This window comes from Rhizobium sp. R86522 (assembly GCF_042466255.1).
Classification (GTDB): domain Bacteria; phylum Pseudomonadota; class Alphaproteobacteria; order Rhizobiales; family Rhizobiaceae; genus Allorhizobium.
The window spans coordinates 2,497,753-2,520,960 of the sequence record NZ_JAXHBX010000001.1 but is presented as its reverse complement, the minus strand read 5'-3'; the positions used below and the strand labels follow the sequence as shown (position 1 = coordinate 2,520,960).

26 protein-coding genes and 1 tRNA gene are annotated in these 23,208 nt (G+C 62.1%); 9 read left to right on the top strand and 18 right to left on the bottom strand.

Annotated elements, in window-relative coordinates; translation table 11 throughout:
* Nucleotides 1-58 precede the first annotated feature (58 nt).
* The 3 genes from SJY08_RS12325 to SJY08_RS12315 form a co-directional block, all read right to left on the bottom strand.
* Nucleotides 59-2,353 (bottom strand): TonB-dependent receptor domain-containing protein, encoded by a 2,295-nt coding sequence (locus SJY08_RS12325; RefSeq protein ID WP_377275934.1) that lies wholly within the window; start codon nucleotides 2,351-2,353, stop codon nucleotides 59-61.
* A gap of 140 nt (nucleotides 2,354-2,493) precedes the next feature.
* Complete coding sequence (locus tag SJY08_RS12320; RefSeq protein WP_377275932.1) at nucleotides 2,494-3,501, bottom strand: FecR family protein; 1,008 nt, start codon at nucleotides 3,499-3,501, stop codon at nucleotides 2,494-2,496.
* Nucleotides 3,502-3,673: 172 nt separating this feature from the next.
* On the bottom strand, nucleotides 3,674-4,189 hold the full coding sequence (locus SJY08_RS12315) for a sigma-70 family RNA polymerase sigma factor (RefSeq protein WP_153761714.1): 516 nt from the start codon (nucleotides 4,187-4,189) through the stop codon (nucleotides 3,674-3,676).
* Between the two features lie 276 nt (nucleotides 4,190-4,465).
* Between SJY08_RS12315 and SJY08_RS12310 the strand changes: the two genes are divergently transcribed.
* On the top strand, nucleotides 4,466-5,389 hold the full coding sequence (locus SJY08_RS12310) for a fatty acid desaturase (protein WP_377275929.1): 924 nt from the start codon (nucleotides 4,466-4,468) through the stop codon (nucleotides 5,387-5,389).
* A 35-nt stretch (nucleotides 5,390-5,424) separates the two neighbouring features.
* Nucleotides 5,425-6,213, top strand: a complete 789-nt coding sequence (locus tag SJY08_RS12305; protein WP_377275927.1) for a phosphate/phosphite/phosphonate ABC transporter substrate-binding protein — start codon at nucleotides 5,425-5,427, stop codon at nucleotides 6,211-6,213.
* Nucleotides 6,214-6,255: 42 nt separating this feature from the next.
* Here the strand turns inward: SJY08_RS12305 and SJY08_RS12300 are convergent, their stop codons facing one another.
* Nucleotides 6,256-6,516 carry a hypothetical protein gene (locus tag SJY08_RS12300; RefSeq protein WP_040300825.1) on the bottom strand — a complete coding sequence of 87 codons (261 nt, stop codon included), beginning with the start codon at nucleotides 6,514-6,516 and terminating at the stop codon, nucleotides 6,256-6,258.
* A gap of 449 nt (nucleotides 6,517-6,965) precedes the next feature.
* A complete protein-coding gene (locus tag SJY08_RS12295) occupies nucleotides 6,966-7,385 on the bottom strand; it encodes a hypothetical protein (protein ID WP_054150956.1) in 420 nt (139 codons plus the stop codon).
* 337 nt (nucleotides 7,386-7,722) lie between these two features.
* Here SJY08_RS12295 and SJY08_RS12290 point away from each other — a divergent pair.
* Together SJY08_RS12290 and SJY08_RS12285 are read left to right on the top strand one after the other, a co-directional pair.
* Nucleotides 7,723-7,799, top strand: a tRNA-Pro gene (locus SJY08_RS12290).
* 284 nt (nucleotides 7,800-8,083) lie between these two features.
* Nucleotides 8,084-9,124, top strand: a complete 1,041-nt coding sequence (locus tag SJY08_RS12285) for a LacI family DNA-binding transcriptional regulator (protein ID WP_069043884.1) — start codon at nucleotides 8,084-8,086, stop codon at nucleotides 9,122-9,124.
* 39 nt (nucleotides 9,125-9,163) lie between these two features.
* Here the strand turns inward: SJY08_RS12285 and SJY08_RS12280 are convergent, their stop codons facing one another.
* The 5 genes from SJY08_RS12280 to SJY08_RS12260 all read right to left on the bottom strand — a co-directional run bounded on the left by SJY08_RS12280 (nucleotide 9,164) and on the right by SJY08_RS12260 (nucleotide 15,103).
* Nucleotides 9,164-10,414, bottom strand: coding sequence for a methyl-accepting chemotaxis protein (locus SJY08_RS12280; protein WP_377275924.1), 1,251 nt, complete (start codon nucleotides 10,412-10,414; stop codon nucleotides 9,164-9,166).
* 256 nt (nucleotides 10,415-10,670) lie between these two features.
* On the bottom strand, nucleotides 10,671-11,549 hold the full coding sequence (locus tag SJY08_RS12275) for a B12-binding domain-containing protein (RefSeq protein WP_377275922.1): 879 nt from the start codon (nucleotides 11,547-11,549) through the stop codon (nucleotides 10,671-10,673).
* A gap of 173 nt (nucleotides 11,550-11,722) precedes the next feature.
* The gene (gene cysN / locus SJY08_RS12270) at nucleotides 11,723-13,201 is read right to left on the bottom strand and encodes a sulfate adenylyltransferase subunit CysN (protein WP_300889041.1); all 1,479 of its coding nucleotides are present in this window, start codon (nucleotides 13,199-13,201) and stop codon (nucleotides 11,723-11,725) included.
* A gap of 1 nt (nucleotide 13,202) precedes the next feature.
* Entirely contained in the window at nucleotides 13,203-14,159 is a 957-nt protein-coding gene (gene cysD, locus SJY08_RS12265) for a sulfate adenylyltransferase subunit CysD (protein WP_377275920.1), read from the bottom strand.
* A 197-nt stretch (nucleotides 14,160-14,356) separates the two neighbouring features.
* Nucleotides 14,357-15,103, bottom strand: coding sequence for a phosphoadenylyl-sulfate reductase (locus SJY08_RS12260; protein WP_377278574.1), 747 nt, complete (start codon nucleotides 15,101-15,103; stop codon nucleotides 14,357-14,359).
* Between the two features lie 222 nt (nucleotides 15,104-15,325).
* On the opposite strand from SJY08_RS12260, the gene SJY08_RS12255 reads away from it, so the two are divergent.
* Nucleotides 15,326-15,757 carry an Rrf2 family transcriptional regulator gene (locus tag SJY08_RS12255; RefSeq protein WP_054150961.1) on the top strand — a complete coding sequence of 144 codons (432 nt, stop codon included), beginning with the start codon at nucleotides 15,326-15,328 and terminating at the stop codon, nucleotides 15,755-15,757.
* 93 nt (nucleotides 15,758-15,850) lie between these two features.
* Here SJY08_RS12255 and SJY08_RS12250 read toward each other — a convergent pair whose 3' ends face one another.
* From SJY08_RS12250 to SJY08_RS12230, 5 genes are all read right to left on the bottom strand, one after another.
* Nucleotides 15,851-16,099, bottom strand: a complete 249-nt coding sequence (locus SJY08_RS12250; RefSeq protein ID WP_377275917.1) for a hypothetical protein — start codon at nucleotides 16,097-16,099, stop codon at nucleotides 15,851-15,853.
* A 104-nt stretch (nucleotides 16,100-16,203) separates the two neighbouring features.
* A complete protein-coding gene (locus SJY08_RS12245; protein WP_153761720.1) occupies nucleotides 16,204-16,452 on the bottom strand; it encodes a hypothetical protein in 249 nt (82 codons plus the stop codon).
* Nucleotides 16,453-16,550: 98 nt separating this feature from the next.
* Nucleotides 16,551-16,799, bottom strand: coding sequence for a hypothetical protein (locus SJY08_RS12240; protein WP_377275003.1), 249 nt, complete (start codon nucleotides 16,797-16,799; stop codon nucleotides 16,551-16,553).
* 114 nt (nucleotides 16,800-16,913) lie between these two features.
* A complete protein-coding gene (locus SJY08_RS12235) occupies nucleotides 16,914-17,162 on the bottom strand; it encodes a hypothetical protein (protein ID WP_054151764.1) in 249 nt (82 codons plus the stop codon).
* A gap of 103 nt (nucleotides 17,163-17,265) precedes the next feature.
* Nucleotides 17,266-17,505 (bottom strand): hypothetical protein, encoded by a 240-nt coding sequence (locus SJY08_RS12230; protein WP_054151765.1) that lies wholly within the window; start codon nucleotides 17,503-17,505, stop codon nucleotides 17,266-17,268.
* A 621-nt stretch (nucleotides 17,506-18,126) separates the two neighbouring features.
* Between SJY08_RS12230 and SJY08_RS12225 the strand changes: the two genes are divergently transcribed.
* The 3 genes from SJY08_RS12225 (at nucleotide 18,127) to SJY08_RS12215 (ending at nucleotide 20,155) form a co-directional block, all read left to right on the top strand.
* Nucleotides 18,127-19,146, top strand: coding sequence for a sulfate ABC transporter substrate-binding protein (locus tag SJY08_RS12225; protein ID WP_377275915.1), 1,020 nt, complete (start codon nucleotides 18,127-18,129; stop codon nucleotides 19,144-19,146).
* Between the two features lie 159 nt (nucleotides 19,147-19,305).
* Nucleotides 19,306-19,680 carry a DUF6152 family protein gene (locus SJY08_RS12220; protein ID WP_377275913.1) on the top strand — a complete coding sequence of 125 codons (375 nt, stop codon included), beginning with the start codon at nucleotides 19,306-19,308 and terminating at the stop codon, nucleotides 19,678-19,680.
* Between the two features lie 4 nt (nucleotides 19,681-19,684).
* The gene (locus SJY08_RS12215; protein WP_377275911.1) at nucleotides 19,685-20,155 is read left to right on the top strand and encodes a DUF6644 family protein; all 471 of its coding nucleotides are present in this window, start codon (nucleotides 19,685-19,687) and stop codon (nucleotides 20,153-20,155) included.
* Nucleotides 20,156-20,168: 13 nt separating this feature from the next.
* Here the strand turns inward: SJY08_RS12215 and SJY08_RS12210 are convergent, their stop codons facing one another.
* Nucleotides 20,169-20,819 (bottom strand): DUF2161 domain-containing phosphodiesterase, encoded by a 651-nt coding sequence (locus SJY08_RS12210; RefSeq protein WP_377275909.1) that lies wholly within the window; start codon nucleotides 20,817-20,819, stop codon nucleotides 20,169-20,171.
* Between the two features lie 254 nt (nucleotides 20,820-21,073).
* On the opposite strand from SJY08_RS12210, the gene SJY08_RS12205 reads away from it, so the two are divergent.
* Complete coding sequence (locus SJY08_RS12205; protein WP_377275907.1) at nucleotides 21,074-21,355, top strand: Ada metal-binding domain-containing protein; 282 nt, start codon at nucleotides 21,074-21,076, stop codon at nucleotides 21,353-21,355.
* Here the strand turns inward: SJY08_RS12205 and SJY08_RS12200 are convergent.
* Nucleotides 21,333-22,643 (bottom strand): TRAP transporter large permease, encoded by a 1,311-nt coding sequence (locus tag SJY08_RS12200; protein WP_069041899.1) that lies wholly within the window; start codon nucleotides 22,641-22,643, stop codon nucleotides 21,333-21,335. The genes SJY08_RS12205 and SJY08_RS12200 overlap by 23 nt on opposite strands.
* Nucleotides 22,643-23,182, bottom strand: a complete 540-nt coding sequence (locus tag SJY08_RS12195; RefSeq protein WP_069041898.1) for a TRAP transporter small permease — start codon at nucleotides 23,180-23,182, stop codon at nucleotides 22,643-22,645. Before SJY08_RS12195 ends, SJY08_RS12200 begins: the two co-directional genes overlap by 1 nt.
* Between the last annotated feature and the right edge of the window lie 26 nt (nucleotides 23,183-23,208).

Genomic DNA, 23,208 nt, shown 5'->3' with positions numbered 1-23,208 from the left:
ACGTAAGCGGGTGGTCGTCGTTTAGCCCCGCGCCTTCAGGCGCGATGCGGTCTTGTTGTCAGAAGGTCGCCTTGACGGAGAGAAGGAAGCTTCGCCCCTTCTCATGCAGCGGCGTCACATTGCCGAACTCCTGGCCGTAGGTTGCGCGGCTGGCATAGGTCTCGTTCAGGAGGTTCTGCACCTCCGCGCGAAGGGTCATGTGCGGCAGGCTCTCAGGGCTCCATTCGCCAAAGAGGTTCACAACCTCATAGGATCGGTAGGTCGCGTCCCCGGAAGTGTATTCCGGCGCGATTTCGACATCGCCGCCGATGGTCAGACCCAAGTCGGCAAAGCTGTTGCCCGCCGAAAGCACGATGATGTCGCCAACCGGCGTGGTCAGGTAATTGCCGGTATCGGAATCCGCCGGACGGCGGTCGATCTCGGCGTCGACATGCGCATATTTCACCTTGATGAAACCGTCGATCCAGTCGTAGCCCGCCGCAAGCTCGAAGCCATCAGTCTCCACCTCGTGATTCTGATTGCCCAGCGCGACCGCGAATTTCGCAACGCGGGCATTGTGGATGCGACTGCGGAAAAGGCTCGCTTCCGCCGTGAAGCCGTCGTGATGGAATTCGAGGCCGGCCATCAGGTTGTCGGCGGTCGTCACCTCCGGCCCTGCCGCGCCATAGGTCCAGCCGGGGTTCATGATGAAGGCTTCCGCCAGCGGAATGCCGGCCCAGACATGCGAGGCGCCGGCTTTTGCCGTGAGGAAGCGCGTCAGGTCATATTCGATCGCGGCATTGCCGCTCAGCCCCGCATGATCCCATGTCTGGCCCGTGGTGCCCTCGAACCATTGCCGGTCGGCCCGCCCGCCGAAGGATAGCCGCGTGGCCTCGAAGGGTTCGATACGGGCCTGGGCGTAGAGCCCGATATTCCGGGCCGTCTCCGCCGCGTCTTCCGCGTCGCGTGCCGTATCGAGCTCGATCCGGTCGCTGTAGAAATCGAGACCGGCAACCAGATCGCCATCCTCCAGCGCGAACCTGTTCTGCACGCGTCCGTTCAGGCTTCCGCTTGCGCCCCGGCCCGCATAGGAAGCCGGGTTTCCGCTGCCGTCATCGAAATAAACAGGCGTTTCGACCGCGCTGTGACTATAGGCGAGCCGCAACAACGGGTCCCACCAGGCTTCGGGCGTCGTGTCGCTAAAGGTGAAGACGGTGTTGTCCCGGTCGAGCCTGTAGTTTCGGGTGCGGGGTTCCCAGGCTCGGCCGGTTGTGACCACGCTGGCATTGGCACGGAATGGCCGCTCCGCATCGTCGCGGATCCGCTCGTGGCTGATTTCGAAACGCTCGCCGCTCTCTGCTTCGTAGGCGAATTTGCCAAGCCCGCTCAAAAGGTTGGTCGCGGTGCCGCGGACCTCCTCGCCATTGCCGGCATGATAGTTCTCGCCCCTGCCGTAGTTCAGGAAACCAAGGAACTCGAAACCGTCCTGCATCGCCCAGCCGCCGAGCCCGGTGGTGAAGGTCTCGGCGTTGCTGTCATAGGTCTCCGACACCAGTCCGCCGAAACCATCCTCGGACAGAAGGTCCTTCACGGTCCGGGTCTCATAGGCGATCGAGCCGGTGAGTGCGCCGGGACCGGCATCGGCCGGCGCGATGCCGGCGTCGATGGTGACGCTGCGCAACAGCGCGGGGTCGATCAGGTTGGTGGCATTGTGGTGGAAGACGCGGTTGTTCTGCCGGCTGCCGTCGATGGTGACGGCAAGCGTCGTCTCTTCGAGGCCGTTGACGAAGACCTTCTGCGAGGTCGCGATCGAGCTGCCGACGCTGACGCCTGCCGTGTCGCGGAAGACATCGGCGATGTCGGACGGGTTGCGCTCCGCAAGCGCTTCGGCGTCAACAGTGACTGTGCTGACGCCGCCTTGGATCCGCCGATCCGTGACCTTGATCTCGTCGATCACGGTCGAACCATCCGTCGCGGAGATATCGCCGGGCAGGGCGGGCGACGTGTCGCCGATAACGACGACGCCATTGTCGATGCGATAGGCAAGGCCGGTTCCGGTGAGCATTTGCGCGAGCGCCGTGTCCATCGTCAGGGCGCCGGAGACGGCGACCGAGCGCGTGTGGCGGGCAAGCTCCGCGGCGAGCGACACCTGCAGCCCGGACTGCTGCCCAAAGGCGCGCAATGCGTTCGCAAGTGGCTGTGCCGGAATGTCATAAGCCTGCACGGTCTCGCTACCGGCCGCCGTCTGCGCCGCCACAGGCAGGCTGGAGGCCCCCGCCAGAAGCGTAAGCGCGCAAGCGGTCGCCGTCAGTCGGCGGCGCCACGCCGCGCTGATCAAGGCGTCCTGCTTCGCGGGCAGTCTCGTCGAACGCATACTCATTCCCATGCAGAAACCGATCTCGGCTCTGCTTAGATGAAAATACGAGTAATTCAGACCAGTTTTTCAGTGTCGTCCGAATTTTTTGCGTCTGGTATGCCTAAGTCCATTTAGTGGATTGATATTGAACGAAAAATTTATCGGCTGGAGATGATCCGCAGATAGGGCGAGGCCTTGCGGACCTGCAGCCCGAAGGGTGCGACAAGCGCCATCAGTGCCTTGTCGGGGTCGCTGAGATCATAGAGGCCGGTCACTCTGAGAGCGGCAATGTCGCTCTCGGGCATGACGATCCAGCCGGAGTGCTGGCGCTGGATGAGCGCCACGACGTCGCCCAGCGTCTGGTCGGTGACAGCAAGCTGACCCGTCCGCCAGAGTGCGATGTCGGCGGGGTCGACCTGGCTCCGCTCCGTCTTGCCGTCGGCACGCTCGACGTTGACCACGTCACCGGGTTGCAGTGTCAGTTCGGCGCCGGCTTCTGCCTTATCCGGCGTCAGCGCGATCGCCCCATGCGCCAGCTCCACGCGCGTGCCATGACCGGTGTCGCGCACGCTGAAGGCTGTGCCGAGCACCCGGACCGATACATCCGGTGCCGCAACGACAAAGGGGCGGGCGCTATCGCGCTCCACCTCGAAAAAGGCCTCGCCGGAGAGCAGCCGGACATGCCGCGCGCCGCCATCGAAGTCCTCGGCCAACGCCGTTTCCGGAGCGAGCGTCACCTTGGAGCCATCCGCCAGTGTCACGATCTGCGTCTCGCCGACCCCTGTGCGGAAATCTGCCTCGAAGCGCATCTGGAGGGTAGGAGCAACGAGAACGGCGACCAGTGCCGCAGACATCAAGCTGGCGGAGACGATACCGAGGCTGCGGCGCGAGACGCGCCAGCCTTGAGGGTGAGTGGACCGGTTTGGAACGGCATCGATGACCGGCGGAACGGCTTCAGGCGCGGCAGTCGGCATGTCGCCAAGGGCCGCCCAGGTGCGACAGATCCGGGCCCAGGCGCCGGCATGGGCCTCCGAGGCCTGCAGCCAGTCGTCCCAGGCAGCGATCAGCGCCGCGTCGGTCGGTGCCTCGTTGAGGCGCATCAGCCAGTCCATCGCCTCGTCGAGAAGCCGCTCCTGCTGCTGCTGTGGATGATCCGTGACGCTCACCGGCCGACCGTTCCCTGACTGCTGCGTTCGTGTTGTGCGACGACTGCAAGTGTTCCGCCGCCTCCGCGCGACATGGCAGCGCCTATCGCACACTTCTCCGTGCCTATTGAAGATACGATCGACGCCCTGCTTTTTTTCATCTTGCCCCCGGCATTTTTCCGTGTCGCCCCCATCAATGGCTCGCCCGATCCATGGAGAGCGCGATCTTGACCATGCCGCTGCGGATCAGCCGATGGGCGGTCGCAACCGAGATCCCGAGTTCGCCCGCAATCGCCTCCAGCGTCCAGCCTTCGATGCGGTAAAGTTCGATCGCCCGGCGCATATCCGCAGGCAGCCCCTCCAGCGCCTCACGGGCGACGCGGGCCTGGTCGGCAAAAAGAACCGTCTCTTCGGGCGTGCCCGGATCCTGCGGCAGGATCCAGAAGGGCGGATCGATATCGCGCCCGCGCGTCTCGACATTGCGTCGCTTCAGCTGATCGAAGGCGAGATTGCGCACGATGCTGTAGAGATAGGCGAGGATCTGGCGCGGCGCATAGCCGACGCCATCCTCCGGCTTCAGCCGCAGAAAGGCATCCTGCACGATGTCTTCCGCCTGGTCACGCGAACCCAGAAGCCGGGCGGCATAGCTCACCAGGGCCGTTCTGTTCTCGAGGAAAACCTCAAGATGGCTCTTGGTTTCTGCAGCCATGGGGCGTTCGATGTCACCGGATTAAAATCTGAGTGTGGAATGAAGCTTTCGCTTATCCCATTCACCAGATGGTTTCAATCGTGGGAGATGTCGGGATGCGGTTGACTTGCTCGCAACCCATCAAAGGAGTCGCCCGCCGAGGCTGGATCTGCGCTTTTTGCCGATTTCCGCCGCTTTGTGATCATATCGCGTCATTTTCTGCCGCTTTTATTCTATCAGGCCTGCAAGGACACAGTTACTCTGAACGTCCATAGGGGATTCGTCTATGGGGACTGCATGGCACATCTTGCCGAGGGTGAGATCGTAATACCGCGCATTGCGCGCATCGAATGGCCGACCGTCGCATTGGCCTTTTTGATCTACGGGGGATTTATCGCCCTCACTTATTTCTGGCGCGACATTCCGCTTCTGATCCTCGTGCCATTGGGAGCCTGGTTGATTGCCTGGCACGGGTCGCTGCAGCATGAGGTGATCCACCATCATCCGACCCGCCACGACCTGATCAATGATGCGATCGGCGTCCCGCCGATTTCGCTGTGGCTGCCCTATCATGTCTACAAGGCAAGCCATCTCGCCCATCACCGCGACGAGCATCTGACCGATCCGATCGAGGATCCGGAATCCTATTACTTCACCGCCAAGGACTGGGACCGCTTCGGCTGGGCTGGTCGCACGCTGTGGGAGTTCAATCTGACCCTGATCGGCCGCCTGACGGTTGGTCCGGCCATCATCCTCGCCTCCTTCCTCTGGCATGAGGCGATCAAGGTGATCCGCGGCGAGGGCGACAGCCGGCGCCTCTGGGCCTGGCATGGTGTCGGTGTGGCCATCGTGCTCTGGTGGGTGCTCGTCGTCTGCGACATGCCTTTCCTGCTCTTCTTCTTCGGCTTCGTCTATTGCGGCACGGCGCTGTCTCGTCTGCGCTCCTATGCCGAACACCGCTTTGCTGACAATCACGAGGAGCGCACGGCGATCGTCGAGAAAAGCCCGCTCTTCGGCCTGCTCTTTCTCTACAACAACCTGCATGTGCTGCATCACCGCGTGCCGGCACTGCCCTGGTACATGCTCCCCGGCATCTATGAGCGCCACCGCGATTTCCTCGTGCGGCTGAACGGTGGTCTGGTCTATCGCGGCTATTTCGATGTCGCGCGCCGTTTCCTCTTCCGGCAACACGACCGCCCGACCCATCCGAGGCACTCCTGACAGTGGCCTCTGACACCAGGCTCGTAAGCCTTCGGATGTATGTCGCGCCATCCGTGGTGGCGGAGGCGCAGCGGGTGCTCTGGGCCTTCCTGCGCGACCATCTGCGCAGTGCAGGCATGGCCGGCCTGCCCGAGATCCTGGACGAGGCCTTGCCCCACCACGAGGCCTGGCTCGATCCGCGCCTCGTGCTTGCCCAGACCTGCGGCTTCCCCTTCGTCAAACATCTGAAGGGCAGGGTCCGCCTCGTCGCGACCCCGGTCTACGAGGCCCCGGGCTGCTCCGGCGCTGACATGTGCAGTTTCATCGTCGCCCGCGAGAGGGGCGCACCAACAGACCTTGCGGCCTGCCGGGGACTGAGGACTGCGATCAACGAAACCGGCAGCAATTCCGGCTACAATCTGCTGCGCGCGGCAATTGCCCCGCATGCCGGCGGTCGCGCCTTCTTCACCGACATCCTCGAGACCGGCGGCCATCTCGCGAGCATCGAGGCCGTGCGAAATGGTCAGGCCGATCTCGCGGCGATCGATTGCATCACCTATGATTTCCTGCGCCGCCATGCCCCGGAAGAGATCGAAGGCCTTGTCATCCTCACTGAAACCCCACGCGGACCCAATCTGCCTTTCATCACCAGGCTGTCTGCCTCGGATCATGAGATCGCCTTGCTCCGCGCCGCACTGAAGGCCGCCATTGCCGCACCCGAACTCGAAGATGTCCGTCAGACCCTCGGGCTGAAGGACGTGACCGTGCTGGACGAGAGCGCCTACGACATCCTGCTCGCGCATGAACAGGCAGCGATCGCAGCGGGCTATCCGGATCTGCGTTAGGCTTCCTTCCAAAACTGTGGCAGGTCGGAAAGACCCCTTAACTTACAGCTTCACCTTGACCGGGCGCCAGACGATGGTCTCCGGCGTGCGGTCATAGGGGTTGTCCATCAGGGTGATCTTGCAGTTTCGCGTGTCGCACTGCTTGCAGCGGAACTTGAGCGAGAACGGGTCGCGGCCGTGGCCGTAGAAGCTGGCGAGATCCTTGGCGAGAAACCGCCCCTGGTTCTGACATTCACGACAGGTGGCAACCACCAGCATGTTGTGGCGAAGCGCTTTTCCAAGGGTATCGATCGTCTGGGTCATGACTGCGATCTTGAACAAAACAAGAACATCGTCAAGTGCGCACATGATCACGAAACGCTGCTGCCCCTGGTTTTCAAGGCTTTTTGCAAGGGAGCGGAGCCCCGCGGGCGCGGCATTTCTCTTGGCGGCTAGGTCACTGAAAATTAACCATAAATTCTGCCGGTTGTAAGGTAACTGTTAACCTTGATCTCCCTATAAAGAATGCGCTTCCACCAAGGTAGTGCGTCGCGAAGCGCTCGGTTTCTGTATTGCGTATCGGGGAGGGCGTCATCCACGGCGTCCTCCCGCGCACGCCATAGACCGGGTGTTCAGAGGGCATGAGGCCCCGGCGGCGATTGGTGCACGGCGCATGCCACGAAGCCCGTCCGGTTGGACCGGACCTGGAAAGAAAAAGCCTCCACGCCATGCTGGCGGGAGGCTTTTCCATTTTCTGAAGCGCGCGGGGGGTATCAGCTTGCCGTCAGGAATTCCGCGCAATAGCTCTTGCCGCCATTTGTGCCCGGCCGGTCGACGACCGTGCGAACGCTGCGGATGATATAGTCGGAAGAGACCGTGAGCTGGACCTCGCAGCGCAGATATTCGGTGCGCGCGCGGGTGAGAAGCTTGCCCCTCTTGCCGTCGCCGAGATCCTCGTATGTCGCCGGTACGACCCGGGTCTTGAAGCCACCGCGCCAGGTATAGAGCGTCGCCGAACCGGAGGCCGCATCCGAGACGGGCGGTCCGAACTTGGCGAAGAAGGCGCCGGCCTGCTGCCCGTTCCAGCGCGTTTCGATCTCGTTCGTCGGTGCTCCACCCACCGTCGTGCAGCCTGCAGCAGCCAGGCAAAGCGCTGCGATCAATCCCGTCGTCGTGCTTTTCAGCAAATTCATTGTCACTGTCCCTTGAACCCCATGAGGGCCGTCGTCGGCGCCATGCCGCCGGGCGCATTCGGCCCACACCTGCTTTACTGCGAAACCGGCACAGACGAAATGGTCGTGGCTCCTTGTGCGACGCAATTTTTACGACGGTGACTTGCCCGCAACGGCGCGCCGCTCCAGCGCCAGACGATCCCCGCAGCCTTGCGGACAGCCGTCGATCATCGACAATTAAGCCAATGAATTCAGCAGCATGCAGTCCACGTCACGAAAACTTCAACTTTCTCGCCGCTTTTTGCGTTTCCCTGCTTGTGCAACGAAAATCGCTGGTCTATAGAAGCGCCGCTGGTCACGGAGTGTAGCGCAGTCTGGTAGCGCACCACGTTCGGGACGTGGGGGTCGAGTGTTCGAATCACTCCACTCCGACCAGTTTGATTTCCCGAAATCTCCCCCGCTTGTCCCGCATAATAGGCTGCCCGGTCGACGATGTGCGGCGTCGGCTTGCCGTATCTCTAGCCCGGTCAAGTTGTATATCCTGCAAACAGTGGTAGTGGATACGCATCTCCCATTTCGCTCCCAGATGGGGATTGCCTCAGTAAGTCATTGCTGAGGAACGCAGATTAGTCTATCTTGAATTGTATTCGGCGACGCAGGCAGGGATCGACCCGGCTGAAAATGCCACCATTGATTGCAATCGGGATGGTCGGGTGAGCATGATCCCAGGGACGAGAAAACGTCGTCAGCGCCAGGACAAGGTGACCCTATCGGATGTGGCCCAAAGGGCCGGTGTCAGCGCGATCACCGTCTCCCGCGCCTTGCGCGATCCCGAAAAGGTCTCGCCGCAACTGCGGGACACGATCCTCAAGGTTGTCGAAGAGATGGGCTACGTGCCCGATCTCGCGGCCCGTGCCCTTGCCAGCAAGAACAGCGGTCTCGTTGGCGTGCTCTCGCCCGGCCTGACCAGCCACGCCTTCCTCGCCCTGATCCGCGGTATCGAAGATCGCGTTCGTCCCTCCGATCTGCGCATTCAATATGCCAGCGCAGACAGCGACAGCGAAGATCAGCTGCACCAGCTGCGCTTCTTCATGTCACAGAACCCCGCCGGCCTCATCCATGTCGGCCAGATCGGCGACCCCGCGATCGACGATCTCCTGCGTCGCGCGCCGTGCCCCGTTGTCGAGATCATGGATATCAGCCGTCAGCCGACGGATATGGCGGTTGGGATCGACCACCGTCTGGCCGCAGAGACGGCGACGCGGCATCTGCTGGCGAAGGGCTACAGACGCATTGCCATGCTGGGTGGTGCCTGGGATTTTCGTGCCCGGCGCCGACAGGAGGGCTTTCAGGCCGTGCTGGAGGAAGCCGGGCTTTATGATCCGGCCCTCGTACTCTCGATCGACAGCAGCACGAGCGTTGGTCTCGGCTGTCATTTGCTGGATCGGCTGAGGAGCGAGTTTCCGGATGCCGATGCCGCCTTCTGCCACAATGACGACATTGCGCTCGGCGCGTTGTTCGAATGCCAGAGGCGCGGTCTCGGCGTCCCCGATGATTTCGGCATCTGCGGCTTCAACGATCTCGAATATGCCGGCTTTGCCTTCCCGGCGATCACGTCGGTGCGCGTTCCCCGTTACGAGATCGGCTATCGTGCTGTGGACATGATCATCCGCGCCTCCGGATCGGGCGCCTATCCGGCAAAGGTCGTCGATCTCGGCTACCAGCTCGTGTCGCGCGGATCGACGGCCCGCGACGGATGACACAAGGTCATCGGTCGCGGGGATATGCTTCTCGACGGGTCAGGCGGCCCGGTGCATCCGGTGGGAAGACGCACCGGACTGCTGGTTGCCGAGATTGAACTGCCCGATCATGCCGCGCAGCTTGTCTGTTTCCGTCGACAGCGTCGAGGCGGCAGCACTGCTTTCCTCGACCATCGCCGCGTTCTCCCGGGTCATCTGGTCCATGCCGTTCACGGCGCTGTTGACCTCGACCAGACCGGACGACTGTTCGCGCGCCGCCGTCGAAATGGCAACGACATGGTCGTTGATCTCGACGATGAGCTGACTGATCGATTTCAGTGCCCCACCGGTATCGCTGACCAGCTTGACCCCTGAGGCTACCTCGCTTGCGGAGTTCTGGATGAGATCCTTGATCTCCTTCGCTGCCTTTGCCGAACGTTGTGCGAGCTCGCGAACTTCCTGGGCAACGACGGCAAATCCACGGCCGGCTTCACCGGCACGCGCTGCCTCGACGCCGGCATTCAGCGCAAGCAGGTTGGTCTGGAAGGCGATCTCGTCGGCAAACGGCTCGGTCAGCTGGAAGCCGAAGTCACCGGAACAGAGCCGCTTCAGCGCATCGCCGAGCGAACCCACCGTACGCACGCGGGCGGTCGCGTCGGTCGCGAACTTGACCATCTTCACCACCTTGCCATGGATGTCGAGGATCGGATTGTAGGAGGCTGCGATGATCACCTCCTTGCCGGACTTGGTCGTTCGCGGGAATTCGGCGGCCAGGTATTGGCCGTCACGCAGCGTCTGCCAGAACGTCTTGTAGTCCTCTGAATTGGCATAGGCCTTGTCGACAAACATGCTGTGATGCTGTCCGATGATTTCCGCCGGCGAATAGCCCATCAGGTTGAAGAAGTTCTGATTGGCGCTCATGATCTTGCCATCGACGGAAAATTCGATGATCGCCTGGGAGCGGGAGATCGCCGCGATCTGGGCCGCATAGTCGACATTCAGCAGGCGCGCCTTGGCGTCGGCCCATTCGACCATGAACCCGACCTTTTTCGTGCCATGCTTCAACGGCGTGACGAGCAGGTCGAACACCCGGGTGCCGACGGTGATCGTTGCGCTGTGGCGAATCTTCAGCGCGGCCAGCATGTTGCGCTGATGCGAGGGGTTCTTGTGGAAGACGTCGATATTGCTGCCGATCAGGGTCGCAACACTGAACTTCGGCAACTCCTTCTTCAGGTCGGCTTCGGCTTCCTTCAGCAGGTCCATGACCGCAGGGTTCATATAGGTGACGTTGGGATTGGCGTCCGCGACCATGACATTGGCCTGCAGCGCATCCGCGAAAATTAGAGGCGGAAAAAATGCATGCAAGAAATAAATGAAGAGCTAAAATACGAGCGCCCTGTCTACCTTTCATGCGATTTTTTGTAGTGCCCTGGGCCGAGCAAGCCTTGAAGCGGCACGGACAGGGCAGGGGATGACAGGTCGGAGGACCAGCGAAAAACTACCAACGCGTACTGTCGGGGACAGGAGCCACAACGAGGGGAGCCCGAGGCGAGATTGACGAGTGCGCTCACTCAGCCTTTTGAAGGGCCGGGGCCGCCGTTGCCAGCGCCTCCAGGAAGACATCCATGTTCGACATGAAGGAGACGCCGGTGATCGGAGGGAGGTTCCCGTAGGCCGCGCCGCCGATCCAGATGTCGATATAGGGCGAAAGCGACGATCGCAGCGTCTCGAGATGGAGCTGCAAAGTCGCCCTGCGTCCGACAAGCGCACTCAGGCAGACGCAGACGACCTCACGCCGACGGGCCGCATCGGCGATGTCTCTGGCCGGCAGGCTCGCGCCGAGAAACAGCGCGTTCCAGCCCCTGAGCCGCGCGAGCAGGGTCACGACCAGCGCTCCGACGTCGTGATCTTCCTTTTCCGGGGTCGTGGCGATCAGGCGCGGCGCGTCAGGTGACGGCATCGGACATCGGTCGAAGAGCCCGCCGAGGATGCGCTTGATATACGCTGTCGTCATATGCTCCGCCGCGATCGAGACCTCGCCGGCGGCCCATTTCGAGCCGACTTCGCGCATCAGCGGCAGCGCGGTAACGCGAATGAAATCTTCGGGCGCTTCGGTTTCAGCGCGTGCCTGCAAGAGCGCCTGCAGACGATCACTGTCCATGTCCTTTATCGCTTCGATGATCTCCGAAATGGTTTGCCGGCCCTCCAGTTCGCATTCGAGCCGCGACAAGGCCTCGTTGGACAATGGCACGAGCGAACTGATCCGATGGCCGCCATCGCTGCAGGACTTCAAAAGCCGCAGCCGTTCCACCTGTTCACGCGTGTAGAAGCGCCGCCCCGTGGGACTGCGTTCCGTCGGCTCAAGCCCGTAGCGCCGTTCCCAGGCATGCAGCAGCAGTTTCGAAATCCCACTCGTGGCAAGCGTTTCGGCCAGGCCGACCAACACTTCCCTCTCCTGTTGCCTGTTGCGATGCATGCCGGCCCCTAGCTGATTTGCAGGGTATATTAGCGTGGCATCTCAGGAAGGAAAGCGGCCTGGCAGCAGCGGCTTGAAACGCAAACGGCCCGCGCAAGGCGAGCCGTTCGATATCGGTCCGACCGTGTGGTCTGGTCTGCCGATCAACCGTCGATATCATCGAGCAACTGGCGTGCAGCGCTCGTCGTGACACGGCGTGTCTCCACCTCGTCGCGGCGGCTGGCCAGCAGTTCCGTCGCCAGCAGCTGTTCTGCAAGATCTGCCGGCAGCGACAGGATCACGCGCCCCTCATGGGCGTTGAGCCCGCTAAGCTCGGTGCGCTTGGCGCTAATCATGCCGCCGGCCACCGTGTTGTTGGTATCAGGATCGATCAGGATGAAGGCGCCGGTGCCGCGGTTGAGCTCGTAAGGATCGAAGATCGCGGTTTCGTCGAAGGCAAGCTGCACCTTGCCGATCGCGTTCATCTGCAGCATCTCGGCCGCCTGCCACTTGCCGGACTTGAGGTCGAGCTGCTGCACAGGCTGGACCTGCACGCGCTGGCGCCGCGAGCCGGCTTTCAGCCAGTAGCGCTTACCCGGCACGATGCCATCGGGCTGCAGGGCGACGATCTGTGCGTCGAAGGCAAGCCCCGTCTGCGGCTGGGCGTCGAGCGAAACGATCATGTCGCCACGCGCCACGTCCACCTGCCGGTCGAGCACCAGCGTGATCGCATCGCCTGAAACGGCGGCATTGCGCACGAGGTCGAAGGTGACGATCTGCTTGACGTTGGCGATCTGCCCGGATGGAAGGATGGCGACACTGTCGCCGGGCTTCACCGCACCGCCGGCAACCGTGCCCTGATAGCCACGGAAGCTCTCGCCCGGACGCGAGACGCGCTGGACGGGCAGGCGGAAGCCGGTCGACTGGCCGGAGCGCAACGTGGCGAGTTCAAGCGTCTCGACCAGCGTCGGGCCTTCATACCACGGGATCACCGAGCGGCCGGAATAGACGACGTTCTCGCCCTTAAGCGCCGACATCGGGATCGCGGTCACCTGGCGCACGCCGAGCGTCAGCGCCAGAGCCTTGAACTCGGTGCTGATCTGGTCGAACACGGCCTTGTCGTATGAGACGAGGTCGAACTTGTTGACCGCCAGCACGAACTGCTTGATGCCCATCAGCGAGGCGATGGTGGCATGGCGGCGGGTCTGTTCGAGCAGGCCGGCGCGGGCGTCAACCAGAAGGATCGCAAGATCCGCCGTCGAGGCGCCGGTTGCCATGTTGCGGGTATACTGCTCGTGGCCGGGGGTGTCGGCCACGATGAAGGAGCGGCGGTCGGTGGCGAAATAGCGATAGGCGACATCAATGGTGATGCCCTGTTCGCGTTCGGCCTGCAGACCGTCGAGCAGCAGGGCGAAATCCGGCAGACCAAGATCGTTCTGTTGACCGGAATCGCGGCGCAGCGTGGCGGCCTGGTCTTCCTTGACGGCCTTGGTGTCCCAGAGCAGGCGACCGATCAGCGTCGACTTGCCGTCATCGACGGAGCCGCAGGTGATCAGGCGAAGGGGACGCGAGTCGCGGATGACGGGTGCGGCTTCGGTTTGGGTTGCCTCGGAGGCGAGGGCGGTATTGGCAGCTGCGGTCATCTCAGAAATATCCTTCGCGCTTCTTCTTTTCCATCGAGCCGGACTGGTCGCGGTCGATGGCGCGGCCCTGGCGTTCGGAGACGGTGGCGATTTCGAGTTCGGCGATTACCTCGTCGAGGGTGGTCGCATTGGAGCGGATGCCGCCGGTCAGCGGCCAGCAACCGAGCGTGCGGAAGCGTAGGTTCCCTTCCTGGATCTGTTCGCCTGGCAGCGGCTCGAAGCGGGGATCTTCCGCCCACATCAGCATGCCGTCGCGCTCCACATACTTTTGGCTCTTCGCATAGTAGAGCGGCGGCAGCTCGATGTTTTCGGCCTGGATGTAGCGCCAGATGTCGACTTCGGTCCAGTTCGACAGCGGGAAGGCGCGCACGCTCTCGCCGCGGCGAACCATGCCGTTATAGATGTTCCAGAGTTCCGGGCGCTGGTTGCGCGGGTCCCATTTGTGGTCGGGCGTGCGGAAGGAATAGATACGCTCCTTGGCACGGCTTGCTTCCTCGTCGCGGCGCGCGCCGCCAAAGGCCGCGTCATACTTGCCGGCATCGAGCGCCTGGCGCAGCGCTTCCGTCTTCATCACGTCGGTATGATAGGACGAGCCATGGCTGAACGGGCCGATACCCTCTTCCTTGCCGCGCGGATTGGTGTGCACGATCAGGTCGAGATCGAACTTCTCGGCGGTGGCATCGCGAAACGCGATCATCTCCGGGAACTTCCAGCCGGTGTCGATATGCAGCAGCGGGAAGGGCACGCGGCCGGGGAAGAAGGCCTTGCGTGCCAGATGCAAGAGAACCGAACTATCCTTGCCGATCGAATAGAGCATGACCGGCTTTTCGAACTCGGCCGCCACTTCGCGGAAGATATAGATGGCCTCATTCTCCAGCGCCTTCAGATGCGGATCAAGCGGCGGTTTGGTGACGGGATCCTTGGAATGCGGATCAAATTCGGATGTGTGCGTGTGCATGGTCTTCTTTTCTTTCGTTGGGCTTTCGCCCGAAATCTTTACTGGCTCTCTGCCCCTCATCCGGCTACCGCCACCTTCTCCCCGCGAGCGGGGAGAAGAGACCAGCGGCGCCGTCCGCGGCTATCCCCCTTCTCCCCGCCTGCGGGGAGAAGGTCCCGGCAGGGGGATGAGGGGCAAGCCCGAAGGACAGTCTCGACTTAGGCCGGCGTCGGCACCAGAGACGTCGCCGCCTCCGGCACATGCAGGCCGCATTCCCGCTTCTCGTCATTTTCCCACCACCAGCGGCCGGCGCGTTCCGGCTCGCCGGGCTTGATCGCCCGGGTGCAGGGTTCACAGCCGATCGAGGGGTAACCTCGGGCATGCAGCGGGTTGACCGGCACGCTCTCGGTCTCGACGTAAGCGTTGATGTCGTCGAGCGACCAGTCGGCCAGCGGGTTCACCTTGATCAGGTCGCGCTCGGCGTCATATTCGGCAAAGGGCGTGGCCGCACGGTTGCCGGACTGGGAGCGGCGCAAGCCGGTGATCCAGAAGCGGGCGCCGGTGAGCGCCTCCGCCAAAGGCACCAGCTTGCGCACATGACAGCAGGCGTGGCGGGCTTCGACGCTTTCATAGAAGCCGTTCAGCCCATACTTTGCCGCATAGGCGTCGATATCGTCCTGGCGCGGATAAAAGCGCTTGATCGAAATCCCGAAGCGCTCTTCAGTCTCGGCGATCAACTCGACCGTCTCCTTGAAAAGTCGCCCCGTCTCCAGCGTCGAGACATCGATCGGCCGCTGGCCAAGCCCGATCGCCGCCGTGATCACCTGGTCCTCGATGCCGAGCGACGTGGTGAAGACGGCGCGGCCATCGAGAGCTGAAACGATACGCAGGCGTTCGGTGAGGTCTGCCGATGCGAGTTGCTGGTCCAGTGCCCTGGCCAGATCTGCGGAGGTGTTGATGGTCATCATATGGTCCCTGCTCAGTGGTGCCATTATCCGGCATGAGCGGGGGGACGGACAGAAATCGACATGCGCCGAGGCGGAGACAAAGAGCAAATATCTCTCTTGCGCGCCGATATCGCGGCAATTCGTGCCGCAGGGCTCAAATGATCCATGGAATGCCATGGCAAATTACGCTATGGCCGGACCCATGTTTGTGGCACCGGTTCTGGCAGACTTTGACGCTCGATGATCACGCAGAAAGCCAAATATGCGCTGAGGGCGCTGACGCTTCTCGCCCGTGCCGAGCCGGGCGAGCCGATCCAGATCCCTGATATTGCCGACAAACAAAAGATCCCGAAGAAATTCCTCGAGCAGATCATGCTCGACCTGAAGCGCGGCGGCATGGTCGAAAGCCGGCGTGGCAAGCAGGGCGGCTATCTCCTGCTGCGCCCGGCCAACGACATCACCTATGGCGAAGTGCTGCGCCTGATCGATGGTCCGGTGGCACCTCTGCCCTGCCTGTCACTGACAGCCTATCGCCGCTGCGAGGATTGCGACGGCGAAAACGATTGCGAGATCCGCCGCGTCTTCGCGCGTGTCGCCGATGAAACCCGGGCCGTGCTGCTCTCGACGAGCCTTGCAGATGCCGCAGGCGAGGTCAGCGAACCTCCCCACTGACCGGGACGAGCCTCGGGCGCCGCGCACCAATCCTACAGACGCAAAAAAAAGGCCCCGGGACTGATGCCCCGAGGCCCACCACGCACCCTTGGATCAGGAAGCGTTGGAAACTGTGCGGGTGACGAGGGTCACCGACTGGTCGGCGTTGACCTTGTAGACTTCGTTGACGTCACGACCACTGCCGTCTGAGAAGGTGTGGAAGAAGGTCGAACCAACAGGTGCCTTTTCCAGCTGAACGTTTGCGTTGTCATAGGTGATCGAGCCCGGGATCGGCTGGACGGAAGCGAAGGCTGCCGAGCCGGCTGCGAGGGTAATGAGGGCTGCAGAGATGATGGTCTTCATTGTCTTGGTTCCTTGTGTAGCGTTGGGTTGGCGGCGGCTCAGTGTCAGAGGGGGAGGGGCCGAGCCTGCCGCCGAAGGGTGTCGCGTCTTGGGAGGCGCGCTGATTACGAAGCGTTGGAGATCGTGCGGGTGACGAGGGTCACCGACTGGTCTGCGTTGACCTTGTAGACTTCGTTGACGTCACGGCCACTGCCGTCTGAGAAGGTGTGGAAGAAGGTCGAACCAACAGGTGCCTTTTCCAGCTGAACGTTTGCGTTGTCATAGGTGATCGAGCCCGGGATCGGCTGGACGGAAGCGAAGGCGGCCGAGCCGGCTGCGAGGGTGATCAGGGCTGCAGAGATGATGGTCTTCATGGTTATATTCCTTTGTGCGTTGGGTTGGCGGCGGCTCAGTGCCAGAGGGGAGGGGCCGAGCCTGCCGCCGAATGGTTTTGCGTCCTGGGAGACGCTGATTACGAAGCGTTGGAGATCTGGCGGTTAACGAGGGTCACCGACTTGTCGGCATTGACCTTGTAGACTTCGCTGACGTCATGGCCGCTGCCGTCAGTGAAGGTGTGGAAGAAGGTCGACCCGACAGGAGCCTTTTCCAGCTGAACATTGGCGTTGTCATAGGTGATCGAGCCCGGGATAGGCTGGACGGAGGCGAAAGCGGAGGTGCCGGCAGCGAGGGCGATGAGGGCTGCAGAGATGATGGTCTTCATGGTCGTATTCCTTGTGTAGCGTTTTGTGGGCGGCGGCTCGGGGCGGTGGAGAGGGTCGAGCCTGCCGCTGGAGGTCTTCACGTCTTGGGAGGCGTGTTGGGTTGAACGCTTCGATTACGAAGCGTTGGAGATCTGACGATCGACCAGGGTTACCGTCTGGTCGGCGTTGACCTTGTAGACTTCGCGAACGTCGCGGCCGTCACCGTTGGAGAAGGTGTGGAAGAAGGTCGAACCAACAGGTGCCTTCTCGAGCTGAACATTTGCGTTGTCATAGGTGATCGAGCCCGGGATCGGCTGGACGGAGGCGAAGGCTGCCGAACCGGCTGCGAGGGTGATGAGGGCTGCAGAGATGATGGTCTTCATGATCGTGTTTCCTTATCTTGAATTGAGCTCAGCCTCAGGCTTTCAGCTCTAGATTGTATTGATGGGTAGCATCTACCCGTGATGGGGATCGTCTTGCGTGCCGTCAGTCGTTCGCCATGGAACGGGAGACGATGGAGACGGTCCGGTCTGCATTCACCTTGTAGATCTCATGGACTTCCGTGCCGTTGAGATGGAAGGTGTGGAAGAAGTTCGAACCGGCGGGTGCCTGTTCGAGCCTTGGCTGCGCACCGCCATAGGTGATTGAGCCTGGGACTGGCTCGATCGCGAAAGCGGCCGAAGCGGCTGCGATGGTGGTCAGGAGTGCTGCTGCGATGGTCTTCATAGTGTGTAAGCCTTTAGAACATTGCTTTATCGAACTGCTCGGTTCGATGAGATGTATTTGGCGTATGGCGCTGGAGAAATCAATACCCCTTTGCGCACAATCGAACTGATTGGTTCGGTGAGAGTACCCGGTATCACGGAGGATACTTGAAGGGTGAGGTGAGGAAAAACAGCGGGTTAGGCTGCAAATGCACTGTCATTTAACTATGACATACAACGATTATTTTTTGTCATCATCACCCTTTTGTGACAGCTTGGTGGGGTGGCAGGAGGAGAAACAGGATGCTTGCGAGGCAGGCAGAGCCGTCGTGATCCCGTCTGGATCACCGAGCGAACGGCTATGCGGCGGCGGCCCATGCAAGGCCGGTGCGGATGTCACCGGAAGCCTGCCCCAGGCGACGGGCACGGCCTTGATTCCGCTTCCTACGCCCGCGACCGGCGCCCCGTGTTTCGGTTGCCGACGATATCGCGATAGAATTTCCCCATGATCGGCGCTTCCGGCAGTGCGTCCATTTCGCTCCCGCCACCTCTTGCGAGCATCGATTTGCTATTCTTCCGACCGTGTTGACTAAGACGACTTGTCGGGTAGTCTTAAATCGTTAACGCCAGAGAGGAGGCACAGATGAAAAAGTGCATTGGGAAAAATCTTGCGGCGTTTCTCGTCGGACTGAGCCTGTCCACCGGACTTGTGCTGCCGGCTGGAGCAACTGAGCTGCTGAACGTGTCCTATGATCCGACGCGCGAGCTCTATTCCGAGTTCAACACCGCCTTCGCCGCACACTGGAAACAGGAGACAGGCGAGACCGTGACGATCAGCCAGTCGCATGGCGGTTCCGGCCGCCAGACCCGCGCCGTGATGGAAGGCCTTCAGGCCGATGTCGTCACACTCGCGCTGCAGAGCGACATCGACATCATCGCCGAGCGGGCAAAGCTGATCGCGCCCGACTGGCGCACGCGCCTGCCGAACAACGCGTCGCCCTATACCTCGACCATCGTCTTCCTGGTGCGCAAGGGCAATCCGAATGGCATCCAGGATTGGGGCGATCTGGTGAAGGGGGACGTGCAGATCGTCACGCCCAATCCGAAGACCTCCGGCGGCGCCCGATGGAACTATCTCGCCGCCTGGGCCTGGGCCAACAAGGAGTTCGGCGGCGACCAAGAGAAGATCCGCGACTATATCGCCGAGATCTACCGCCGCGCTCCCGTGCTCGACACTGGCGCCCGAGGCTCACTCACGAGTTTTGCCCAGCGCGAGATCGGCGACGTGCTGATCTCCTGGGAAAACGAGGCCTATCTCGCGGGCAAGGAATTCGGCGCTGACAGTTTCGACATCGTCACCCCGTCGCTGTCGATCCTCGCAGAACCGCCGGTCGCAGTTGTCGATGTCGTCGTCGACAAGAAGGGTACCCGCAGAGAGGCGGAAGCCTATCTGAACTACCTCTATTCGGCAGAAGGACAGACGCTTGCCGCCAAACACTTCTACCGCCCCTCGCGTCCGGACCTTGTCGCCGCAGGCTCCGGCCCCGACCTGCCCAAGCTTGATCTCGTCACCATCGACGATCCGCTCTTCGGCGGCTGGACCAAGGCGCAAGCACAGCATTTCGGCGAAGGCGGTGTCTTCGATCAGATTTACCGCCCCTGACGGGCGGCTCCTCCCAAGGGTCGGGAAGGCGGTTCCTAAAGGGCCGCCTTTTTGTCCTCTGCCTACACCTCACCCGTCGATCAAGCAAAGGTGACGTCGAAATGCCGGTCGGGCGCACTACTCTCCTTTAAGTGTTGTGTCCCAACCCGGAGAACGATTATGAACCGCGCACTCTCCCTCTCGGCTCTCGCCGGCGCCGCACTCTTTGCCGGCTCCGCCATCGCCCATCACGGTTGGTCATGGGCCGAGGCCGACCAGATCGACCTGACCGGCACGATCACCGCGATCTCTTTCGCCCCGCCGCATCCGACGCTCGAACTGGAGACGGCAGAAGGCCCCTGGCGCATCGAACTCGGCAATCCGAACCTGACCCAGCGTTCCGGCTTTGTCGAGGGTGTCGCTACGGTCGGCGATGCGATCACCGTGCGCGGCAACCGCTCGCTCGATCCGGATGAAAAGCGCCTGAAGGCCGTGCGCGTCATCGTCGAGGGCAAGAACTACGACATCTATCCCAGTCGCATCGTGACAAACTGACGGCATGGAGTGGCTGGCAATCCTCGGCGAGTTGGTGGTCGCGCAAGCGCTCATCCGGTCGCCGGTGCTCTACATCTTTGCCAATGCTGCACACATCCTGTCGCTGGCCATGCTGATCGGGGCGAGCGTGATCCTCGATCTGCGTCTGCTCGGCCGGTTCAAGAGCCTGCCGCTCGCCGAGAGCGCCGAACTGTTCTCCCGCATCGCAGCCGTGGCGCTCGGCTGCGCGGTGCTGACGGGGTCCCTTCTCTTTTCCGTGCGTCCGGTCGAATATGCCGGCAATACCGCCTTTCTGATCAAGCTCCTGCTCGTCGGGCTCGGAACCGCGAATGCCGTCTCCGTTCATCTCTCCCGGGACTGGGCCGAGATGATCGTGGCAGAGGAGGCGTCGCTTCTGCTGAAACTCGGCGCTGTCTTCTCTTTGGCAATCTGGCTGTCGGCCGTCCTCGCCGGTCGCTGGATCGGCTTTCTCTAGGGCAGGCGTGTGGTCACGGCTTCTGCCACCGCTCCAGCGCCTCTTGTCCCGCAGGCGTCAAGCCATAGACGCCGCGCTCGACCCGTTCGAACCAGCCATAGACATTCGCCTGCAGGATCTTGCCCGCTTCGGGAACGCTCGCCCTGATGTCACGCACCTTCAGCGGACCTGCGGCAAGTGCCGCCGCGCAGGCGAGCGCCTGCTGGCGATAGGCGGTCATTTGCGGTGTGCGTGTGCTGCCGCCGAGGACCGGATCGCCCTTTCGCTTCTGGTGTTCGCGCATCAGCCGCGAACGCCGCTTCGGATTGGTCCGCGGCATCGGCGTGACCGAAGCGACGATGACATTGACCGTGCCATTGTCGGCAACGCCGAGCATGCCGATCCCGAGCCGGCGGCAGAGATCGCGGTAGCGTTTGTCGCTCTCGCGGCCCTTGCCCTTGGCTGAGACGCGCCCCGCGATCCACACCTCGTCTGCGACGGATGCCCGATCGACCGCCTGCAGGATGAGCTCGAGATTGAAGCTAAGCTTGAGCTCGCAGACGACCAACACGGGTGGATCCTCGTCGCTGAGGCCCACCAGATCGCAGCCGCCGATCTCGCCCTTCACGGTATATCCGGCCTGTTCGAGAAAGCTTTTGACCGGCAGATAAAGCGAGGTTTCCATGGGGCCCGGGATCAGGTTGCGCAAGAGCTGACAGATAGAGCACGTCCAGCAAAAGTGCGTTAGCGGTTTTGCGTCCGGACTGCGTAAAAACAAATAGATAGAGCATCTCGGGTGATCTCGTATCACCGGAGATGCTCTAGCCTGCTTTGTCGGTGAGCGTCACCAGGAAATCTCCGGCGAGGCACAGGAAACGGGTGGCCCTTCCGGTCTTCTCCCGCGATCCTTGGATCCCGTAGCTTAGAGGACGCCCCCGCATGAACTCCGATTTGACCGAAGACGATACCCGCTGGCAGGCGGTCCGCACCCGTGATGCCGCAATGGACGGCCATTTCGTCTATGGCGTGCTTTCGACCGGGATTTTCTGCCGACCGTCTTGCCCCTTGCGTCCGGCGCGACCGGAAAATGTCATCTTCTACGAAACGAGGGAAGCCGCCCGTGAAGGCGGCTTCCGTGCCTGTTTGCGCTGCCGTCCGGATAAGCCTGAAACCTGGGCCGAGCCGGTTGACCGCCGTCTCACACCAGGAAGATCGAGATGATCGGAAAGGCCGTCAGAAGCACGATGCGGAAGATATCAGCCCCGACGAATGGCACGATCCCCTTGTAGGTCTCGCGGATCGGCACGTCGCGCGACATCGCCGAGATGATGAAAAGATTGAGCCCCACCGGTGGCGTGATCATGCCGATCTCGGCCACCATCAGCACCAGGATGCCGAACCAGATGGCGAAGTGCTCCGGGCTCATGCCGAAATCCATCGCCGTCACGATCGGGAAGAAGATCGGGATGGTGAGCACGATCATGGAGAGCGAATCCATGATGCAGCCGAAGATGATGTAGAGCAGGAGAATGATGATCAGTACCGTCATCGGCGCAAAGCCCTGCGCCGTCACCCATTCCGCGCCGACCTGCGGCAGGCGGGAGAAGGCGAGGAAGGAGTTGAACACCGAGGCGCCGAGAATGATGAAGAAGATCATGCCGGTGGAAACCGCCGTCTCCTTGAAGCAGGCGATCAGCGACGTGCGGTCGAGCCCGCCATTGGCAAAGGCGACGAGGCCGGCACCAACGGCACCCACGGCGGCGGCCTGTGTCGGCGTGAACCAGCCGAGATAGATGCCGCCGACGACGGCAAAGAAGATTGCAACGACCGGCCAGACGGCAATCAGTGCCGGGACGCGGTCCTTCCACGGAATGCGCGGCGCCTGGCCCGCACTTTCCGGCTTCAGTCGGACATAGATGGCGATGACGACCAGATAGGAGATCGCGGCGATGATGCCCGGCACGAAGGCGGCGAGGAAGAGCTTGGCGATGTTCTGCTCGGCGAGGATCGCATAGATGACCAGCACCACGGACGGCGGGATGAGAATGCCGAGCGTGCCGCCGGCGGCCAGCGTCGCGGTTGCAAGCCCGCCTGCATAACCGTTGCGCTTCAGTTCCGGAAGCGCCACCTGCGCCATGGTCGCGGCTGTCGCGAGCGACGAGCCGCAGATCGAGCCGAAGCCGGCAGACGCACCGATCGCCGCCATGGCAACCCCGCCCTTGCGATGGCCGACAAAGGCCGCCGCCGCGTTGAACAGGGCCTGGCTCATGCCACCGCGGGCCGCGAACTGACCCATCAGCAGGAAGAGCGGGATGATCGACAGCGAATAATTCGCGTTCGTGTTCCAGGCCAGAACCTTCATCTGCGCCATGATCGGCGTCCAGCGGTCGAGCACCAGATAGGTGCCGACGACGCCGGTCGCCAGCATGGCGGCGCCGATCGGCACGCGCAGGAAAATCAGCAGAATGAGGACGGGGAAAGACCAGAGGCCGATTTCAATGCTGCTCATCAGTGCGCTCCCATCGCAGCGACGATCGTCTTGCCGCGGCGGATGTCGCGGATATCGGCAGCGATCACATACAGGCAGACGAGGAGATTGGCGATAAGAAGGGCGAGCGCGATGGCAAAGCCCCACCAGACAGGCAGAAGAAGCAGCGGCGTGGTTTCGCCATTGCCGAACTTGTCCATGGTGCCGATGGCATGGCGCCAGGTAACGAGCCCGATCAGCGCGGCGATGATGATGTCGCCGATGAGCTGGGTCCAGTTCATCGCCTTCGGTCCGAAGGCGGAAATCAGGATGTCGACGCCCACATGGCCACGCTTCAACTGGCAAAAGGGCAGGAAGGCAAAGACTGCGAGACCGCAGAGCGCTTCGACCAGTTCGATTTCACCGGGCAGGGGGCGGATGGCGACAGAGCCGAAGATCGACGCGACGGTCAGCGCACAGGCAACCACGAGACAGAGGCCGCCGAACAGAACGAGGGCGGAGGCCAGGCTATGGCAAGCCCGCTCCAGTCGTTCGAAGCTGGTGGAAACGGCAGTCGCCATCAGAAAGTCCTTTGAAAGTCCGTGCA